We start from the raw sequence: 17,500 nt of genomic DNA, 5'->3' as shown, positions 1-17,500 counted from the left end.
AATTTTCATTTTCTAGCTCTATCATACTTTGTACAGCATCTAATTTATTTGCATCAACCATCATTTCCGCTGTACTTTGTGCTTTACGATTAATTTGTTCCATACCATCTTTATAATTAATCTCAGCATGTCGACTAGCATCCTCAAAAATAGGAGCTACTATCTTCGTTGATACAAAGAGACCTAATAACGCACAAGCAGTAAACGCAGTAATAAGTTGAATTCGCACACTCCGTTTCACACTCTTCATTATTTTTCCAATTAATTCTCGAATTTTCCTAATATAAGTAAATGGATTAAATATCTTTTTCAATCTTATACCCCACTCCCCATACTGTTTTTATATATATTGGCTTCCTTGGATTCTCCTCAATCTTTTCACGCACTTTCCGAATATGAACCATTACCGTGTTATCCGACTGGAAAGATCTTTCGTTCCAAACCTTTTCATAAATTTGTTCCGCGCTAAAGACCATCCCCGGATTACGAACTAATAATTCTAAAATTGAAAATTCCCTCGGGGTCAGTTTCACTTCTTCTCCATCCACAATAACTGTATGAGTGGAGATGTTTATTTTCATCTCTCCAATTTCTAACTCGTCCTCATTTTGAATAGCAAAACCATTCATCTTCATATAACGACGTAACTGAGATTTAATTCTTGCGATTAACTCTAACGGATTAAATGGTTTCGTTACGTAATCATCTGCACCTGTTGTTAATCCTAAAATTTTATCCATATCTTGCGTTTTCGCAGAAAGCATAATAATTGGCATTTCTTTCGATTCTCTTACTTTCATACACATATGAATACCATCTACCTTTGGCATCATAATATCTAATACGACTAGATGTACTTCATTTTCTTCTAGTAAACGTAATCCTTCTTCTCCGTCTCCTGCTTGCAACACTTTATATCCTTCGTTCTTTAAATATATTGTAATAAGATTCCTAATTTCTTTTTCATCATCTACGACAAGTATTGTTTCCCCGGCCATAATATTTCCCCCATTCATTTTTTATCCCTAACTTCTATTATAGGAAAACTTCTGAAGAAAAACGCTCGGAAATCCTTAAGATTTTCTGAAGACGCAAAAAAGGCCTAGACTCCCCTTAAGTCTAGACCTTTCAAAAACCCCTTTATTTACGAACGTAGATGAAATACAGTACGAATAAAACTCCCATAACATACATAATCGGATGAACCTCTTTACGACGACCACTCACAACCATTGTAATTGGATAGAAGATAAATCCAATCGCAATTCCCGTTGCGATACTATACGTAAGCGGCATTGAAATGATAGTAAAGAATGCCGGTACTGCAATCTCGAACTTCTTCCAGTCGATTTCTCCTAAAGAAGAAACCATTAAGATCCCTACAATAATTAAAGCTGGTGCCGTTACAGCTGGTGTTACAACACTTAATAATGGCGAGAAGAATAGTGCCAGTAAGAAGAATCCTGCTGTTACAACTGCTGTAAATCCAGAACGTCCTCCCGCTGCTACCCCTGCAGACGATTCAATGTAAGACGTTGTTGTTGATGTACCTAAGATCGCACCAATTACAGTTGCAATTGCATCTGCGAATAATGCTTTTCCTGCACGTGGTAATTTATTGTTCTTCATTAATCCTGCTTGATTGGCAACCGCTACAAGCGTACCTGCTGTATCAAAGAAATCGATAAAGAAGAACGTTATAATTACAATCCCCATTTGAATAGTGAAAATGTCTCCGAAATGAGTTAACGCAGCACCGAACGTTGGTTCTAGACTCGGTATCGCCCCCACTACTGCTTTAGGAGTGTCAATTAATCCTGTTGCTACTCCTAAGATTGCCGTAAGAATCATACCGTAGAATACCGCACCATTAACTTTCTTAATCATGAAGATGATTGTCGTAACAACCCCAAAGATTGCTAGTAACGTTGTGCCCTTTGTTAAGTCCCCCAACCCAACAAGAACAGCATCATTTTTCACGATAATTCCGGCATTTTGGAATCCAAGAAAGGCAATGAACAATCCGATACCTGCTGCTACTGCAAACTTTAACTCCGATGGAATTGCATTAATGATTTTTTCACGAATACCTGAAGCTGTAAGAATAATAAAGATAATACCTGACATTAACGTTCCGGCAATTGCTGTTTGCCACGGAATACCCATCGTTAAAACTGCTGTATAAGCAAAGAACGCGTTAATTCCCATACCTGGGGCTAAAGCAATTGGATACTTTGCGAAAATACCCATAATTAACGAACCGATCGCGGCCGCTAATGCTGTCGCAACGAATACTGCACCTGGATCCATTCCTGTACCTGCTGGTAACCCTTTAACATTTCCAAGTGACAGCGTAGCAGGATTGACAAATAGTACGTAAGCCATAGATAGAAATGTCGTTAACCCTGCTATGAACTCAGTCTTATAATTCGTACCGAGCTCATCAAATTGAAAATAGCGTTTCATCCTACGTTTCCCCCGTTATATGATTACTCGCCGCATTTCACCCTAGCCCTCTTTTATCTATAAAAATAAAAAAGGCTTCCATTGCATATACATGGAAGCGTTCTATAAACAAAGACAAGTTTCCCCTCATCTTTATAAAAACGCCTCGTAGTCAAGCCATTTACGGTAGCTAGGTAGAAACTTTCGGGCCATATCCCCGATATTATACGACGGCATAATATTCACTTTTCGTTTGAATTACATACTCATATTAACTCTTGAAAGTATTTTTGTCAATTTAAAAACGAACAATTTTATAAAATTTTATATTTTCGTTCGTATTAATACTGAAAATAAAAAGATCCATCTATGCATAAGCAAAAGATGGATCTTTTTTATAATACTATTCCCACTCAATAGTTGCTGGTGGCTTACTCGTTACATCATACACGATACGGTTAACGTGTTTTACTTCGTTTACGATACGTACAGAGATTTTCTCTAATACGTCCCAAGGGATACGTGCCCAGTCAGCTGTCATACCGTCGATAGATGTTACTGCACGGATACCTACTGTGTAATCGTAAGTACGCTCGTCACCCATAACACCTACGCTACGCATACCAGGAAGCGCAGTGAAGTATTGCCAAATTTCGCGGTCTAAGCCCGCTTTAATAATTTCTTCACGTAAAATCGCATCAGATTCACGAACGATTTCTAATTTCTCTTCTGTGATTTCACCTAATACACGAATACCAAGTCCTGGACCTGGGAATGGTTGACGCCATACGATTTCATCAGGAATTCCTAATTCAGATCCTAATACACGTACTTCATCTTTAAATAACGTGTTTAAAGGCTCAATTAATTTGAACTGCATGTCTTCCGGAAGTCCACCAACGTTATGGTGAGATTTAATTGTTTGTGCAGTTGCTGTACCACTTTCAACGATGTCTGTGTAAAGTGTACCTTGTGCTAGGAAGTCCATACCTTGTAATTTAGAAGCTTCATCATCAAATACGTAAATGAATTCGTTACCGATAATTTTACGTTTTTGTTCTGGATCTTCTACACCTTTTAACTTGTTCATAAAGCGTTCTTGTGCATCCACTTTAATAACGTTCATATGGAAGCCTTCGCTAAATGTTTTCATAACGCCTTCTGCTTCACCTTTACGAAGTAAGCCGTGGTCAACGAAAATACATGTTAACTGGTCGCCAATTGCTTTATGAATTAATACTGCTACAACAGAAGAATCTACACCGCCACTAAGTGCGCATAGTACTTTTTTGTCTCCAACAGTTTCACGGATCTTCTCTAATTCTACTTCGATAAAGTTCTCCATGTTCCATCCTTCAGAACAACCACATACGCCGAATACGAAGTTTTTAATTAAATCGTTACCGTGCTCAGAGTGACGTACTTCTGGGTGGAATTGTACACCGTATAAGTTTTTCGCTTCATTGCTCATACCAGCAATTGGGCAAGACTCACTTGTTGCGTCTACTACGAATCCTTCAGGTAAACCAGTTACTAAGTCACCATGACTCATCCATACAACTTGCTCTTCTGGAAGGTTCGTATATAATTTTGATTCGTTCTCTACTTTAAGAACAGCTTTTCCGTACTCACGGTGGTTTGCACGTTCTACTTTACCACCGAAGTGTTGTGTCATAAGCTGCATACCGTAACAAATACCGAAAATCGGTAATCCTAGTTCAAAGATTTTTTCATCACAATGTAATGCACCTTCACCGTATACACTATTTGGTCCACCAGAGAAAATAATCCCTTTTGGATTCATTGCTTTAATTTCTTCTGCAGTAATTGTATGTGGATGAAGTTCACTGTATACACCGAACTCACGAATTCGACGTGCTATTAACTGATTGTACTGACTTCCAAAATCTAAAACGATAATTGTATCGTGCTGCTTTTTCAAAATAATCACCCCAACGTTAGTTCTCGTATATAAATATTTTCACCAATTTGGCGAAAAGCATTACCAATATAATAAAAAAAGCCAGTCCTCCGCCTCTAGTCTCATAACAAAGAAAAGGCAGGGGTCTGGCTTTATAAAGAAAGATAGTCTCCGCTCTTTATAAATATAAGACACACTGCCTTCATAGTCAGGTTGTTTACGGTAACCCGGTAGAGACTCTCAAACCATATCATTGAGGATATATGAAGGATCGTTTTATATTATCTTCCTAGATTCTAACAATGAAGTGTCGATGTGGTCAAGAGAGAAAGCGACAAAATTCTACAGAAATTAATTTCTTTCCCACTAAAACACAAAAAACATTTCCATATAGAAATGTTTTTTGTGTTTTATCCTATTATTCAACTTTTTTCTGTTGTTTTCTACCCATTAATCGTGTAACACCATTTTTCATTACAAATACCCCGTATCCCACAAATAAAAAAATAACGGGCAAAATGTCAAAACGATACCTAGTTTGAACTTCGACAAACAAATGAATAACCACATATCCACCAAACAAAATATATAAAAGAGGATATATTGAATCATTTCTTCTATATAATGAAATGGTACCAATCGCAAATATACAACATGTAATATACATAAGCCTTTCATATTTTGTCAGCATTTGTTGTAAGTGTGGTTTATTCAGTTCCCCCCACTCCAAAGCCCAACCAGGTGCATCATCAGGATTACTCCACATTTTTTCAACTTTCAATACAAGTAATTGACGAACTTTCTCTTTGTCCTTCAATCTGTCCTTGATCAAAGCAATGGAAGCATCATTTCTTTCCTTCCCAAGTTTAAATTGACTAAGGTAAACAACATCTGGCTGATTCCATCCACCAATCGAATCATAATTGAATCCCACAACAAATTTCCAATATGGCATTTGGTTCGACAATGGTTTTTTCGCTAATCCCGTGTTCATTAAGAAAATACTTACAATTTGCATCACTAGAAAATATACAATCACTATTCCCACTAATTTTTTTACGTAGTTTAACGTTTCTTTTTTTCTAAACGGAAGTATCTTATAAATTAATACATAAACAAAAACCGCCAATAAAAAGAAACTTCCTAACGGTCTCATAATATTTCCAATGCTTAACAGTAACCCTGTTAAACCCCAACCGTATTTAGTTGAAAAACCTTTTGTAATTAAAACATACAGTCCTAAAAAAAAGAAAAAGGTAGAAATATATTGATTTGTTAATACAGAGCTATAGATAATATTAGGTATGTAAAGCGCGTAAAATATTGCCGCAGTTCTCGCACTGTATTCATTAAAAATGGTTTTACCCATAAAATAAATAATCACGGCAGTACCTACGCTCCAAAAAATATTAAATAACTTCAATATAAACAGATGATTACCAAAAATTTTTATTAATATAGCCTCATAATATGTGAATCCCAATTGGTATGTCCAACTCATATAGTATTCATCTGTAATAAATGCAAAATTACCCTTTACAGCTTGTTGAGCACTTTCATACATTACAGAAAAATCCGAGATAGGTACTGTTTTTTCAAAAATGATCCATAACAACCTAATTGCAAAGGCTGTAACTATGAGAATGAGCAAAAATTGATTAACTGTTAAAAAACGATTTGCTAAAAATGATATTATTCCGAGCACCAAAATAGTTGCTACTATCTCCAGAATTAACACAGCGACCGAGGAATAGGTAGATTTCTCTATTTGAAATGAATTATAAAGTGTAATGACAAACATCGCCAAACCACATACTACTAATATTTTCGAAAAAATGTTTCTACCCAAATTTTCTTTAATCTGCATCATATACCTCACTAACTAGGCTACCGCCATCTTCTCTCATAGACAATAAGAACTAGGAGACTTATTATCTCGACTAAAAAATAAGAAAAATCCCTTTTGACTGTATCATAAATGTTAAAAGAATTATATATTCAATTGGAATTATATTGAATATTACCGTAATAAAAGAAGCTTGAATATTCCCCTCCATTCTCTCTCTAAACTTGCGACCTTCCAGAAACCTTTTATATACATCTTAACAACAAAAAAGACTACCTCCTTTTATCAAGGAAGTAGCCTTCTTCTAATTAACTATTTATACATTGAACAGCTTCACAGAGTGATGCTTATTACATCATTCCGCCCATACCGCCCATGCCCATGCCGCCCATGTCAGGCATTGCTGGTGCATTTGGTTCTGGCTTATCAGCAACTACAGCTTCAGTTGTTAAGAACATAGCTGCAACAGATGCTGCGTTTTGAAGTGCAGAACGAGTTACTTTAGCTGGATCTACGATACCAGACTCAAGCATGTTAACCCATTCGCCAGTAGCTGCGTTGAAACCAACGCCTACTTTTTCGCCTTTTAGACGCTCTACAACTACAGATCCTTCTAGACCAGCGTTGATTGCGATTTGACGAACTGGCTCTTCTAGTGCACGAAGTACGATGTTGATACCTGTTGCTTCGTCGCCTTCAGCTACGATAGAAGCTACTTTCGTGTATACGTTCATAAGTGAAGTACCACCACCTGCAACGATACCTTCTTCTACTGCTGCACGAGTTGAGTTAAGTGCATCTTCAATGCGAAGTTTGCGCTCTTTTAACTCAGTTTCAGTTGCTGCACCTACTTTAATTACTGCTACGCCACCAGCTAATTTAGCAAGACGCTCTTGTAATTTTTCACGATCGAATTCAGAAGTTGTTTCTTCTAATTGCGCACGGATTTGACCGATGCGAGCTTCGATTTGTTGTGTGTTTCCAATACCTTCAACTACAGTTGTGTTTTCTTTCGTTACAACGATTTTACCAGCGCGTCCTAAAGATTCAACTGTAGCAGATTTTAAGTCACGTCCTAATTCTTCAGTGATTACTTCGCCACCAGTTAAAATTGCGATATCTTCTAGCATTGCTTTACGACGGTCACCAAATCCAGGAGCTTTAACAGCCACTACATTGAATGTACCACGAAGTTTGTTCACTACTAATGTAGCTAAAGCTTCGCCTTCTACATCTTCAGCAATGATAAGAAGTGGTTTACCTTGTTGTACCACTTGCTCTAATACTGGTAAGATTTCTTGGATGTTAGAAATCTTTTTGTCAGTAATTAAGATATATGGGTTATCAAGAACAGCTTCCATTTTGTCAGAATCAGTAATCATGTAAGGAGATGCATATCCACGATCAAATTGCATACCTTCTACTACGTCTAATTCTGTTGTGAATCCTTTAGATTCTTCTAAAGTAATAACGCCGTCGTTACCAACGCGCTCCATTGCTTCAGCGATTAATTGACCTACTTCTTCGTCAGCCGCAGAAATAGCAGCTACTTGTGCGATAGAAGATTTACCTTCGATTGGTTTAGAAATCGCTTTTAATTCTTCAATTGCAGCAGTAACAGCTTTTTCGATACCTTTACGAAGACCCATTGGGTTTGCACCAGCTGTTACGTTTTTAAGACCTTCACGAATCATAGCTTGCGCTAATACAGTTGCAGTTGTCGTTCCGTCACCAGCTACATCGTTTGTTTTGCTAGCAACTTCTGCTACTAATTTTGCACCCATGTTTTCGAATGCATCTTCTAATTCGATTTCTTTTGCGATTGTTACACCATCATTTGTAATAAGTGGTGAACCGAATTTTTTCTCAAGTACAACGTTACGACCTTTTGGTCCAAGCGTTACTTTTACTGCGTTTGCAAGAGTGTCGACACCGCGAAGCATCGAACGACGTGCTTCTTCACTAAATTTAATATCTTTTGCCATAATAATTGACCCCCTTGGAATTTTTAAGATTTATATAATTAACCGATAACTGCTAAAATGTCACTTTCACGTAAAATCAAGTAGTCTGTACCTTCGTATTTTACTTCAGTACCTGCATATTTTGAGAAGATGATAAGATCACCTGCTGCTACCTCTAAAGCAACACGCTCACCATTTTCAAGCACTCGACCAGTACCTACTGCAATAACTTTACCCTCTTGTGGTTTTTCTTTTGCAGTGTCTGGTAATACAATACCACTTGCTGTTTTTTCTTCTGCTTGAACAAGCTCAATTACAACGCGATCACCTAATGGCTTTAGCATGAACAATAACCTCCTCATTGTGTTATGTAAATTTTTTATTAGCACTCGAGTCACCCGAGTGCTAACACACTTATAATAATAAATAATCTCAATTTCTTTTGCAAGTAAAAAAATCATAATTTTTTCGCAAATTACTATATACTCTTCTATATAAAATCCTTCTTCTACTACCTTTACTATATGAATCGTTGTTTCCACTACTCGTATGTTACAATATGAAAGACACCCTAAGTTGTTTTCGCTACACACACAACTTTTTCCTGTCTTCTATTTTAATTTCCAATGCAGATTTACAAAAAAAACATAATTCGAATGAAAGTTTATATCGTAGGTAGCATATTACATGTTATCCTGCCTTATCTCATACACTAGAGTTAGAAAGGATGGTTAAACCATTTGAAGAAACAATATTGGTGGATTATCGTTACATACATTTTAATGCAATTGTCGGGTATTGCCGGATTACCACTTCTTCTGAAAACCGGACTATACGATAATAGAGGATTTACCAACGAGGAAAAGTTTCAACTAATAACCGGACATTGGTCTATTATTAGCTTTTTCATTGCACTATGCGTTGTAATTTGGTTACTTAGAACAGATATTCGTGACAGGCATTTAGATGCAATGCGCTCTTCTGTTCCAGCTACAATCGGGTGGATTTTTATCGGGTTCTTCTTAGCAATCATCTCACAAAGTATTGCAGGTATGATTGAAATGTATCTATTAGGGATTACACCTGGATCTGAGAATACAGACCGACTTATGGACATCGCAAGAACGACACCTTGGTTCCTTATTGTTATATCTATAATCGGACCTATTTTAGAAGAAATCGTATTTAGAAAAATTTTATTTGGTACACTTTATAAGAGATTTAATTTCTTCGTTGCTGCTATTATTAGTTCACTCGTATTCGCAGCGATTCATTTTGATTTTACTCACCTATTGGTATACACTTCTATGGGGCTCGTATTCGCCTTCTTATATGTAAAAACGAAACGTATTATCGTTCCTATAGCAGCCCATGTAGCAATGAATACATTAGTTGCCATTGGACAGATTTTCATGAGCAATGAACAAATTCAAGAAATGATTAAAGAAGCTGAAAAAATGCAAGGCTTTATCGGAGGATTTTTTGTATGAGAAACTCACCATTGTTCATGGCTGCATTGTATTTCCTTCTCGGATGTATCTTTACACGTTTCGCCATTACGAACGTGACAGATACAATCTGGAATATGTGGACAATACTATTTGCAGTTATGGCAACAATTGATTTTAATTTGGCACTTCGCCTTATATTAGTTAAATTCACAAAGAAAAAACAATAATAAAACGCAGAGGTCACCTCCTCTGCGTTTTATTGTGGATAATTCTTTAAAAAGTAAACAAGCGTTTGTAGCTCTACAGCTAAATCAATATGATGAATTCTTATATTCTCTGACACATTTAAGCGTGCTGGTGTGAAGTTTAAAATACCGTGCACGTTTGTTTCTGCCAATCTATCGGCTACAGATTGCGCTACTGTAGCGGGTACTGTTAATATTGCCACTTGTATATCATTTGATAACCTTTCTTCTAATTCATCTAAATGATATACAGGAATACCCCCGATTTCTGTTCCAACTTTCTCTTCACTAACATCAAATGCCATTTCAATTTTTGTATTATTGTTTTTCGTGAAATTATAATGTAAGAAAGCGGTCCCTAAATTACCTACTCCAATAAGCGCTACACGTGTTATATCATCTTGATCGAGTGTTTCACGGAAAAATGATAATAAATAATTTACGTTATATCCATATCCCTTTTTCCCTAATGCTCCAAAGTATGAGAAATCTCTTCGAATAGTTGCGGAATCAACCTTTACCGCTTCACTCAATTCGGCTGATGAAACACGTTGCTTACCAGAAAGAGATAAGTTTTGGATAAATCGATAGTATAGAGGCAATCGTTTAGCAGTGGCTTGCGGAATTTTCTGCTGATCCATATAACCTCTCCTCTCTTCCTATCTTTATTCATATACTTGAATCGAATACAGAAGTTTAGTACTTATGAATTTCCTTGTATAATAAAGAGAAGAAGTATTCTCTCTTTATTTTAAACTATACACTATTTTTAGTATGATTGAGAAATATAAACATGGCAAAGTTAAGAAATTATTTGAGGTGAAAACATTGATTTTATTACAAGTAAACGGGCTTTCAAAATTATACGGTGCCGAAACGATTCTTGCAAACATAAAATTGGAAGTGCAAACGAAAGATCGTATCGCTTTAGTTGGACGAAATGGAGCCGGAAAATCTACATTATTAAAAATTATCGCCGGTGAATTATCTCATGATGGCGGCGAAATTATAAAACCGAAAGATGTCTCAATTGGGTATTTAGCTCAAAATACTGGATTAGAAACATCATTAACAATTTGGGATGAAATGCTAACCGTCTTTACACACCTACAGCAAATGGAGACAAAACTTCGAAGGCTAGAGCAAGAAATGGGAAAAGAAGAAAACTTTTCAAATGCCGCTACATATGAAAAATTATTAGCTGATTATGACCAATTGCAATTAGATTATAAAGATCAAGGCGGCTATCAGTACGAAGCAGATATTCGCTCCATTTTAAGCGGTCTTGGTTTCCCTGTTGAAACGCATCAGACGACAATTTCTACGTTAAGTGGCGGACAAAAAACGAGATTAGCTCTTGGGAAATTATTATTAACGAAACCAGACTTACTTATTTTAGACGAGCCTACAAACCATTTAGACATCGAAACATTAACGTGGCTTGAGCAATACTTACAAGGTTATCCTGGCGCAATTTTAATCGTTTCTCATGACCGTTATTTCTTAGATAAGCTTGTTACACAAGTATATGAAATTTCGAATAAAGAAAGCAGACGATTTGTTGGTAACTACAGTAAATATTTAGACTTAAAATCAGCCCTATACGAACAAGAAATGAAGCGTTACGAAAAGCAACAAGATGAAATCGCTAAACTTGAGGACTTCGTTCAAAAAAATATAGCACGTGCATCTACGACAAAACGTGCACAAAGCCGTCGTAAACAATTAGATAGAATGGAATTATTAACCAGACCATTAGGTGACTCTAAATCAGCCTCATTCCACTTCGATATTGAAAAACAAAGTGGAAATGATGTTTTACAAGTAAAAGATGCAACCATCGGTTATGATGATGATCCTATTATTGAACATGTAAATATGCGCTTAACTCGGGGAGATAGTGTTGCCTTAGTTGGACCGAATGGAATTGGAAAATCCACATTATTAAAATCCATTGTGAATAAGTTACAGCTATTACATGGAGATGTTGCTTTCGGATCAAATGTATCTGTTGGTTATTATGATCAAGAGCAAGCTAACTTAACATCTTCTAAGCGCGTTTTAAATGAACTATGGGATGAATATCCGCTTCAACCCGAAAAAGAAATTCGCACTATATTAGGTAATTTTTTATTCACAGGGGATGATGTACTAAAACCAGTATCTTCTCTTAGTGGTGGACAAAAGGCCCGATTAGCTCTCGCAAAACTTATGATGCAAAAATCCAATTTATTAATTCTCGATGAGCCAACGAACCATCTTGATTTAAATAGTAAAGAAATTTTGGAGAATGCTTTAATTGATTATCCAGGAACTCTTCTATTCGTTTCACATGACCGCTACTTCATTAATCGCGTAACGACTACAGTTGTCGAATTATCAACAGAAGGTGCGCAAGAGTATTTAGGTGATTACGATTACTATGTGGAGAAGAAAAATGAAATGATTGAACGCGCAGCATTTGAACAACAAGAACAGCAAGAAAATCAGGCACCTGTTCAAAAAACTGTAGCTCAAGAAAAATTAAATTATCTCGAAGAAAAAGAGCGTAAACAATTAGAACGTCAACGCACTCGAAAAATCGAAGAACTAGAACAAAACATCGTAAGCTTAGAAGAAGAAATTGCTACGTTAGAGGATCAGCTTTGCTTACCAGAAATATATGCAGATTATGAAAAGGCTAGTGAGATTACAACGAAAAAACAAACATTACAAGAACAACTTGAAGCCTGTATGGCAGAATGGGAAGAACTGCATATATAAGCTAATTTAAACAAAAAGGATGTCTCATCAGTCGAGGATTTTTGACTAGATGACATCCTTTTTATTTCCCTTTAGAATCAGTTTCGTAGTACATGAAATTATATCGACGATTTTTTGAATGCACATACCTTAACTTAAAATATATAAACAATTCGACAAGAAACATCGTTTTCCCGACAAAGATTGACAATTGCAGCAACCAATATGATAAGAGGAGGATTTTTCAAAAGTTTTTTAGGATATCTTCTCGTTTTTATTTCCCGAAAAAGAATTCATTTAAAGGTCAGACTTCATCCGTTTTATCCACAAGGTTATACACATATCCACCTTTATAAAATAAACATCAAAATAACTTTTCCACATTATCCACATTTAACAAAAAAGTTATTAACAGTTTATATACACAATAAAACCCACATTATCAACAGATAATATGGGTTTTATCCACAAGCTGTGGTTAATTTTGTGTATAACTATGCTTCAATATCTAAGCCTGGGTTTGCATTTAAAGCTAATGTCGCACGTTTTCCTTGTTCGTATGCAATTGTACCTGCAGCTGCAATCATTGCTGCATTGTCTGTGCATAAAGATAACGGTGGGATAATTAGCTCTATATCTTCTTTTCGTGCAAACTCTTCTTCTAGACGTGCACGAAGCCCTTTATTAGCAGCTACTCCACCAGCAAGAAGCAATTGCTTTACATTATACGCTTCTGCTGCACGAGATGCTTTCGTTACAAGTACATCAATTACACTCTCTTGAAAGCTTGCTGCTAAATCTTCCGGTGCAATTTCTATACCACGTTGTTTTGCGTTATGCACAGTGTTGATAACTGCTGATTTCAATCCACTAAAGCTGAAATCATACGAATCGGGTTCTAGCCATGCACGAGGCAAATCAATTGTTGGCTTCCCTTCATGCGCAAGGCGATCAATATGAGGACCACCTGGATACGGCATAGATAGCGTACGAGCTACTTTATCATATGCTTCTCCTGCTGCATCATCTCGTGTTTCACCAATCACTTCAAATGAACCATGTTCTTTCATATAAACAAGTTCTGTATGTCCACCAGATACAACAAGTGATAGTAGTGGGAATTGAACTTCTTTTACTAAACGATTCGCATAAATATGGCCAGCAATATGATGAACACCAACTAGAGGAATATCATGTGCAAAGGCTACCGCCTTCGCTGCATTTACTCCTATTAAAAGTGCTCCTACTAAACCGGGTCCCTCTGTTACAGCAATTGCATCAATATCCTCGAAAGTTATATTCGCTTCTTTTAAAGCTTCTTCTAACACAACTGTAATTTCTTCTACATGGTGACGGGATGCAATCTCTGGTACAACCCCGCCAAAACGCTTATGACTTTCAATTTGTGATGCAACGACGTTCGCAATGATTTCCGTTCCATTTTTAACAACTGCTACTGCTGTTTCATCGCAGCTTGTTTCAATACCAAGTATAATCGTATTTTTTTCCATTATATATTCACCCACATTACAAGACCATCTTCCTGATTGTCTGCATAGTATCGTTTACGAATTCCACCATTTTGAAATCCGTATTTTTTGTATAACTGCTTTGCTACTTCATTTGATACGCGTACTTCAAGCGTCATTGTTTTTACCCCTAGTTCTTTCGCTACGGAAATAACTTCTTTCAATAGGGCATCTCCTAACTTTTGACCTCGGTATTCTGGCAAAATAGCTATATTTGTGATATGTGATTCATCAATAATTATCCACAATCCACAATACCCGATTACAAGGCCATCTTTTTCTAGCACAACATAATGTGCATGTTCATTCATCGTTAATTCACGTTGAAAGGCATCTGCAGTCCAAGGAGTCGAAAAAGATGCTTCTTCAATAGCTACAATTTGAGCGATATCATCGAGTTCCATCTTTCTAAATATCATATCCATCTTCTGCAAGCTCCTACTTGTTTTGACTTTCTAACCACTTTGTTTCAGCTTCAGCTAAACGAAGGTAACTAGGAACAAATGAATGTACATCTTGTTCCTCTTTTTGTAACCCTAAGAAAGCTAACTCACTTGGTCTTGGGTTATTTTTAGTGAAAGGAGCAAATACAGCTTGATTGCCTAAATGTTCTATAATTGTTTCTTTATGCAATTTAACATCGTTACCGATAAATAAAACAGGCTGTCCTTTATCTTTTAACATTTGCAACCAGTCTACAATAAGAATAATTCGATCTTCTTCTATTGAAGTTAACTGCTCTCCTTCATATGTATATAATCCAGTATAAATTTGTCCACGTCTTCCATCAAATAAAGGACAAATTAACCCACTAAAGTTAGCACCGTTTGCAGCTACTACTTCTAAACTTGATACACCTACGATTGGTATTTGAAGTGACCAAGCTAATGTTTTTGCCGCTGTCACACCTATGCGAACTCCTGTATATGATCCAGGTCCAGCAGCCACAACGATTTTAGTTAATTCTTTCGGTTTTACACCACATTCTTTTAATAGTTGCTCTACAGCTGGCATAAGGCGTACAGAATGGTTTTTTGTTAAATTTGTAATGATCTCCCCAATTACGTTTTCTTCCTCAATAAGGGATACACCCATTACGTAATTTGAAGTATCAATTGCTAGTACTTTCATCTTGTAATAGCTCCTCACATAATCTAATATAACGGTCTCCAACTGGCTCGAGTACAATTTTCCTTGTGTCATCTCCAGCATGGAATAAACTAATTTGTAACTTTTCATTCGGTAAATATGCTTCTATCAAATGAGCCCATTCTACTACCGTAATTCCTTCACCATAGAAGTACTCATCAAAACCTAAGTCTTCTTCACTTTCCGCTAAACGATACACGTCCATATGATATAACGGCAATCTTCCTTTATATTCTTTAATAATGTTAAAGGTAGGACTATTTACAACTCTTTTCACGCCAAGACCTTTTGCTAGCCCTTTTGTAAAAGTCGTTTTACCAGCTCCAAGATCTCCTTCTAAAATAATTACATCTTGTGCCCGGGCAAGTTCACCTAGTTTTTCTGATAATCTTTGTGTTTCCTCAGAAGATTTTGTTGTTACTTCATATTTACTCACAGACTTCACCTACTTTACTCACAATGTTCTCTGCTCTTTATTATACAGGTTTTGAATATATAAAAAAGTCCTTAGGAGTTGTCCTAAGGATAGTTTGACTGTCTTTATTAGTTTTTTGTTAAAACAAATAAAAAAATACGAAACAACTTGTTTCGTTCTTTTCTTTATATAAAATGGCGGTCCCGACCGGGGTCGAACCGGCGATCTCCTGCGTGACAGGCAGGCATGTTAACCACTACACCACGGGACCATTGGTTGCGGGGACAGGATTTGAACCTGCGACCTTCGGGTTATGAGCCCGACGAGCTACCGTGCTGCTCCACCCCGCGATGATATAAATAGCTTGGCGACGTCCTACTCTCACAGGGACAAGGTCCCAACTACCATCGGCGCTAGAGAGCTTAACTTCCGTGTTCGGTATGGGAACGGGTGTGACCTCTCTGCCATCATCACCAAACTATGAAGGCATATTCCTTCAAAACTAGATAACATTTGCTACATATTATATGGTTAAGTCCTCGATCTATTAGTATTCGTCAGCTCCACATGTCACCATGCTTCCACCTCGAACCTATCAACCTGATCATCTTTCAGGGATCTTACTAGCTTACGCTATGGGAAATCTCATCTTGAGGGGGGCTTCATGCTTAGATGCTTTCAGCACTTATCCCTTCCGCACATAGCTACCCAGCTATGCCCTTGGCAGAACAACTGGTACACCAGCGGTGCGTCCATCCCGGTCCTCTCGTACTAAGGACAGCTCCTCTCAAATTTCCTACGCCCACGACGGATAGGGACCGAACTGTCTCACGACGTTCTGAACCCAGCTCGCGTACCGCTTTAATGGGCGAACAGCCCAACCCTTGGGACCGACTACAGCCCCAGGATGCGATGAGCCGACATCGAGGTGCCAAACCTCCCCGTCGATGTGGACTCTTGGGGGAGATAAGCCTGTTATCCCCGGGGTAGCTTTTATCCGTTGAGCGATGGCCCTTCCATGCGGAACCACCGGATCACTAAGCCCGACTTTCGTCCCTGCTCGACTTGTAGGTCTCGCAGTCAAGCTCCCTTATGCCTTTGCACTCTACGAATGATTTCCAACCATTCTGAGGGAACCTTTGGGCGCCTCCGTTACACTTTAGGAGGCGACCGCCCCAGTCAAACTGCCCACCTGACACTGTCTCCCGGGTCGATAAGACCCGTAGGTTAGAATTTCAATACAGTCAGGGCGGTATCCCACCAGCGCCTCCACCGAAGCTAGCGCTCCGGTTTCAATGGCTCCCGCCTATCCTGTACAAACTGTACCAAAATTCAATATCAGGCTACAGTAAAGCTCCACGGGGTCTTTCCGTCCTGTCGCGGGTAACCTGCATCTTCACAGGTACTATAATTTCACCGAGTCTCTGGTTGAGACAGTGCCCAAATCGTTACACCTTTCGTGCGGGTCGGAACTTACCCGACAAGGAATTTCGCTACCTTAGGACCGTTATAGTTACGGCCGCCGTTTACTGGGGCTTCAGTTCAGAGCTTCGCTTACGCTAACCCCTCTCCTTAACCTTCCAGCACCGGGCAGGTGTCAGCCCCTATACTTCGCCTTACGGCTTCGCAGAGACCTGTGTTTTTGCTAAACAGTCGCTTGGGCCTATTCACTGCGGCTTTCCGTTAAGAAAGCACCCCTTCTCCCGAAGTTACGGGGTCATTTTGCCGAGTTCCTTAACCAGAGTTCTCTCGCACACCTTAGGATTCTCTCCTCGCCTACCTGTGTCGGTTTG

Annotated in this window: 15 protein-coding genes, 2 tRNA genes, 2 rRNA genes and 2 riboswitches (2 of these 21 cut by a window edge); of the genes, 3 read left to right on the top strand and 16 right to left on the bottom strand. The window is 37.9% G+C overall.

Annotated elements, in window-relative coordinates:
• From MHH42_RS01515 to groES, 7 genes are all read right to left on the bottom strand, one after another.
• Nucleotides 1–313, bottom strand: the 5' end (the start) of a protein-coding gene (locus MHH42_RS01515; RefSeq protein WP_016107403.1) for a HAMP domain-containing sensor histidine kinase. It extends 1,193 nt beyond the left edge of the window; 313 of the gene's 1,506 nt are visible here — the first part of the coding sequence; it begins with the start codon at nucleotides 311–313; the stop codon falls past the left edge of the window.
• A complete protein-coding gene (locus MHH42_RS01510; protein ID WP_070174055.1) occupies nucleotides 297–998 on the bottom strand; it encodes a response regulator transcription factor in 702 nt (233 codons plus the stop codon). Before MHH42_RS01510 ends, MHH42_RS01515 begins: the two co-directional genes overlap by 17 nt.
• Before the next feature lie 142 nt (nucleotides 999–1,140).
• Nucleotides 1,141–2,466 carry an NCS2 family permease gene (locus tag MHH42_RS01505; RefSeq protein WP_000833089.1) on the bottom strand — a complete coding sequence of 442 codons (1,326 nt, stop codon included), beginning with the start codon at nucleotides 2,464–2,466 and terminating at the stop codon, nucleotides 1,141–1,143.
• A 128-nt stretch (nucleotides 2,467–2,594) separates the two neighbouring features.
• Nucleotides 2,595–2,696: riboswitch (purine riboswitch) on the bottom strand.
• Nucleotides 2,697–2,848: 152 nt separating this feature from the next.
• Nucleotides 2,849–4,387 (bottom strand): glutamine-hydrolyzing GMP synthase, encoded by a 1,539-nt coding sequence (guaA, locus tag MHH42_RS01500; protein WP_000743919.1) that lies wholly within the window; start codon nucleotides 4,385–4,387, stop codon nucleotides 2,849–2,851.
• A gap of 164 nt (nucleotides 4,388–4,551) precedes the next feature.
• A riboswitch (purine riboswitch) is annotated at nucleotides 4,552–4,653 on the bottom strand.
• 131 nt (nucleotides 4,654–4,784) lie between these two features.
• Nucleotides 4,785–6,233 (bottom strand): glycosyltransferase family 39 protein, encoded by a 1,449-nt coding sequence (locus tag MHH42_RS01495; protein WP_001165921.1) that lies wholly within the window; start codon nucleotides 6,231–6,233, stop codon nucleotides 4,785–4,787.
• Between the two features lie 329 nt (nucleotides 6,234–6,562).
• Nucleotides 6,563–8,197, bottom strand: a complete 1,635-nt coding sequence (gene groL / locus MHH42_RS01490; protein ID WP_001029987.1) for a chaperonin GroEL — start codon at nucleotides 8,195–8,197, stop codon at nucleotides 6,563–6,565.
• Between the two features lie 38 nt (nucleotides 8,198–8,235).
• Nucleotides 8,236–8,520: a co-chaperone GroES gene (groES, locus tag MHH42_RS01485; RefSeq protein WP_000917306.1), complete on the bottom strand. Its 285-nt coding sequence runs from the start codon at nucleotides 8,518–8,520 to the stop codon at nucleotides 8,236–8,238.
• Between the two features lie 396 nt (nucleotides 8,521–8,916).
• Here groES and MHH42_RS01480 point away from each other — a divergent pair, with 396 nt between their 5' ends.
• Complete coding sequence (locus MHH42_RS01480) at nucleotides 8,917–9,666, top strand: CPBP family intramembrane glutamic endopeptidase (protein WP_000745318.1); 750 nt, start codon at nucleotides 8,917–8,919, stop codon at nucleotides 9,664–9,666.
• Entirely contained in the window at nucleotides 9,663–9,854 is a 192-nt protein-coding gene (locus MHH42_RS01475) for a YdiK family protein (protein ID WP_001246201.1), read from the top strand. The genes MHH42_RS01480 and MHH42_RS01475 overlap by 4 nt, the downstream gene beginning before the upstream one ends.
• A 29-nt stretch (nucleotides 9,855–9,883) precedes the next feature.
• Here the strand turns inward: MHH42_RS01475 and MHH42_RS01470 are convergent, their stop codons facing one another.
• On the bottom strand, nucleotides 9,884–10,513 hold the full coding sequence (locus tag MHH42_RS01470) for a redox-sensing transcriptional repressor Rex (RefSeq protein WP_000372701.1): 630 nt from the start codon (nucleotides 10,511–10,513) through the stop codon (nucleotides 9,884–9,886).
• Nucleotides 10,514–10,700: 187 nt separating this feature from the next.
• On the opposite strand from MHH42_RS01470, the gene MHH42_RS01465 reads away from it, so the two are divergent.
• Nucleotides 10,701–12,635 (top strand): ABC-F family ATP-binding cassette domain-containing protein, encoded by a 1,935-nt coding sequence (locus tag MHH42_RS01465; RefSeq protein ID WP_216095086.1) that lies wholly within the window; start codon nucleotides 10,701–10,703, stop codon nucleotides 12,633–12,635.
• Nucleotides 12,636–13,108: 473 nt separating this feature from the next.
• On the opposite strand, the gene tsaD is transcribed toward MHH42_RS01465, so the two are convergent.
• The 8 genes from tsaD to MHH42_RS01425 all read right to left on the bottom strand — a co-directional run.
• Nucleotides 13,109–14,125 (bottom strand): tRNA (adenosine(37)-N6)-threonylcarbamoyltransferase complex transferase subunit TsaD, encoded by a 1,017-nt coding sequence (gene tsaD / locus MHH42_RS01460; RefSeq protein ID WP_000414604.1) that lies wholly within the window; start codon nucleotides 14,123–14,125, stop codon nucleotides 13,109–13,111.
• Nucleotides 14,125–14,568 (bottom strand): ribosomal protein S18-alanine N-acetyltransferase, encoded by a 444-nt coding sequence (gene rimI / locus MHH42_RS01455; RefSeq protein ID WP_000367202.1) that lies wholly within the window; start codon nucleotides 14,566–14,568, stop codon nucleotides 14,125–14,127. The genes tsaD and rimI overlap by 1 nt, the downstream gene beginning before the upstream one ends.
• A gap of 13 nt (nucleotides 14,569–14,581) precedes the next feature.
• Entirely contained in the window at nucleotides 14,582–15,274 is a 693-nt protein-coding gene (tsaB, locus tag MHH42_RS01450) for a tRNA (adenosine(37)-N6)-threonylcarbamoyltransferase complex dimerization subunit type 1 TsaB (protein WP_000865744.1), read from the bottom strand.
• Complete coding sequence (gene tsaE, locus MHH42_RS01445; protein WP_000049641.1) at nucleotides 15,255–15,728, bottom strand: tRNA (adenosine(37)-N6)-threonylcarbamoyltransferase complex ATPase subunit type 1 TsaE; 474 nt, start codon at nucleotides 15,726–15,728, stop codon at nucleotides 15,255–15,257. Before tsaE ends, tsaB begins: the two co-directional genes overlap by 20 nt.
• A 174-nt stretch (nucleotides 15,729–15,902) precedes the next feature.
• Nucleotides 15,903–15,978, bottom strand: a tRNA-Asp gene (locus MHH42_RS01440).
• Nucleotides 15,979–15,980: 2 nt separating this feature from the next.
• Nucleotides 15,981–16,057: transfer RNA gene (locus MHH42_RS01435), tRNA-Met, on the bottom strand.
• 12 nt (nucleotides 16,058–16,069) lie between these two features.
• A 5S ribosomal RNA gene (gene rrf, locus MHH42_RS01430) occupies nucleotides 16,070–16,185 on the bottom strand.
• Nucleotides 16,186–16,234: 49 nt separating this feature from the next.
• Nucleotides 16,235–17,500: ribosomal RNA gene (locus tag MHH42_RS01425) — 23S ribosomal RNA — on the bottom strand (it continues 1,656 nt past the right edge of the window).

The sequence above is a fragment of the Bacillus sp. FSL L8-0099 genome (assembly GCF_038006385.1).
GTDB classification, from domain to species: domain Bacteria; phylum Bacillota; class Bacilli; order Bacillales; family Bacillaceae_G; genus Bacillus_A; species Bacillus_A toyonensis.
Note: the sequence above shows the minus strand (reverse complement) of the source record. Positions and strands in the feature narration are given on the sequence as shown.

Excerpts from the sequence above, each read along its gene's own strand:
- MHH42_RS01505 (WP_000833089.1), bottom strand. The coding sequence starts at position 2,466 with ATGAAACGCTATTTTCAATTTGATGAGCTCGGTACGAATTATAAGACT.
- tsaD (WP_000414604.1), bottom strand. The coding sequence starts at position 14,125 with ATGGAAAAAAATACGATTATACTTGGTATTGAAACAAGCTGCGATGAA.
- MHH42_RS01470 (WP_000372701.1), bottom strand. The coding sequence starts at position 10,513 with ATGGATCAGCAGAAAATTCCGCAAGCCACTGCTAAACGATTGCCTCTA.
- MHH42_RS01475 (WP_001246201.1), top strand. The coding sequence starts at position 9,663 with ATGAGAAACTCACCATTGTTCATGGCTGCATTGTATTTCCTTCTCGGA.
- MHH42_RS01495 (WP_001165921.1), bottom strand. The coding sequence starts at position 6,233 with ATGCAGATTAAAGAAAATTTGGGTAGAAACATTTTTTCGAAAATATTA.
- groL (WP_001029987.1), bottom strand. The coding sequence starts at position 8,197 with ATGGCAAAAGATATTAAATTTAGTGAAGAAGCACGTCGTTCGATGCTT.
- tsaB (WP_000865744.1), bottom strand. The coding sequence starts at position 15,274 with ATGAAAGTACTAGCAATTGATACTTCAAATTACGTAATGGGTGTATCC.
- groES (WP_000917306.1), bottom strand. The coding sequence starts at position 8,520 with ATGCTAAAGCCATTAGGTGATCGCGTTGTAATTGAGCTTGTTCAAGCA.
- MHH42_RS01510 (WP_070174055.1), bottom strand. The coding sequence starts at position 998 with ATGGCCGGGGAAACAATACTTGTCGTAGATGATGAAAAAGAAATTAGG.
- rimI (WP_000367202.1), bottom strand. The coding sequence starts at position 14,568 with ATGGATATGATATTTAGAAAGATGGAACTCGATGATATCGCTCAAATT.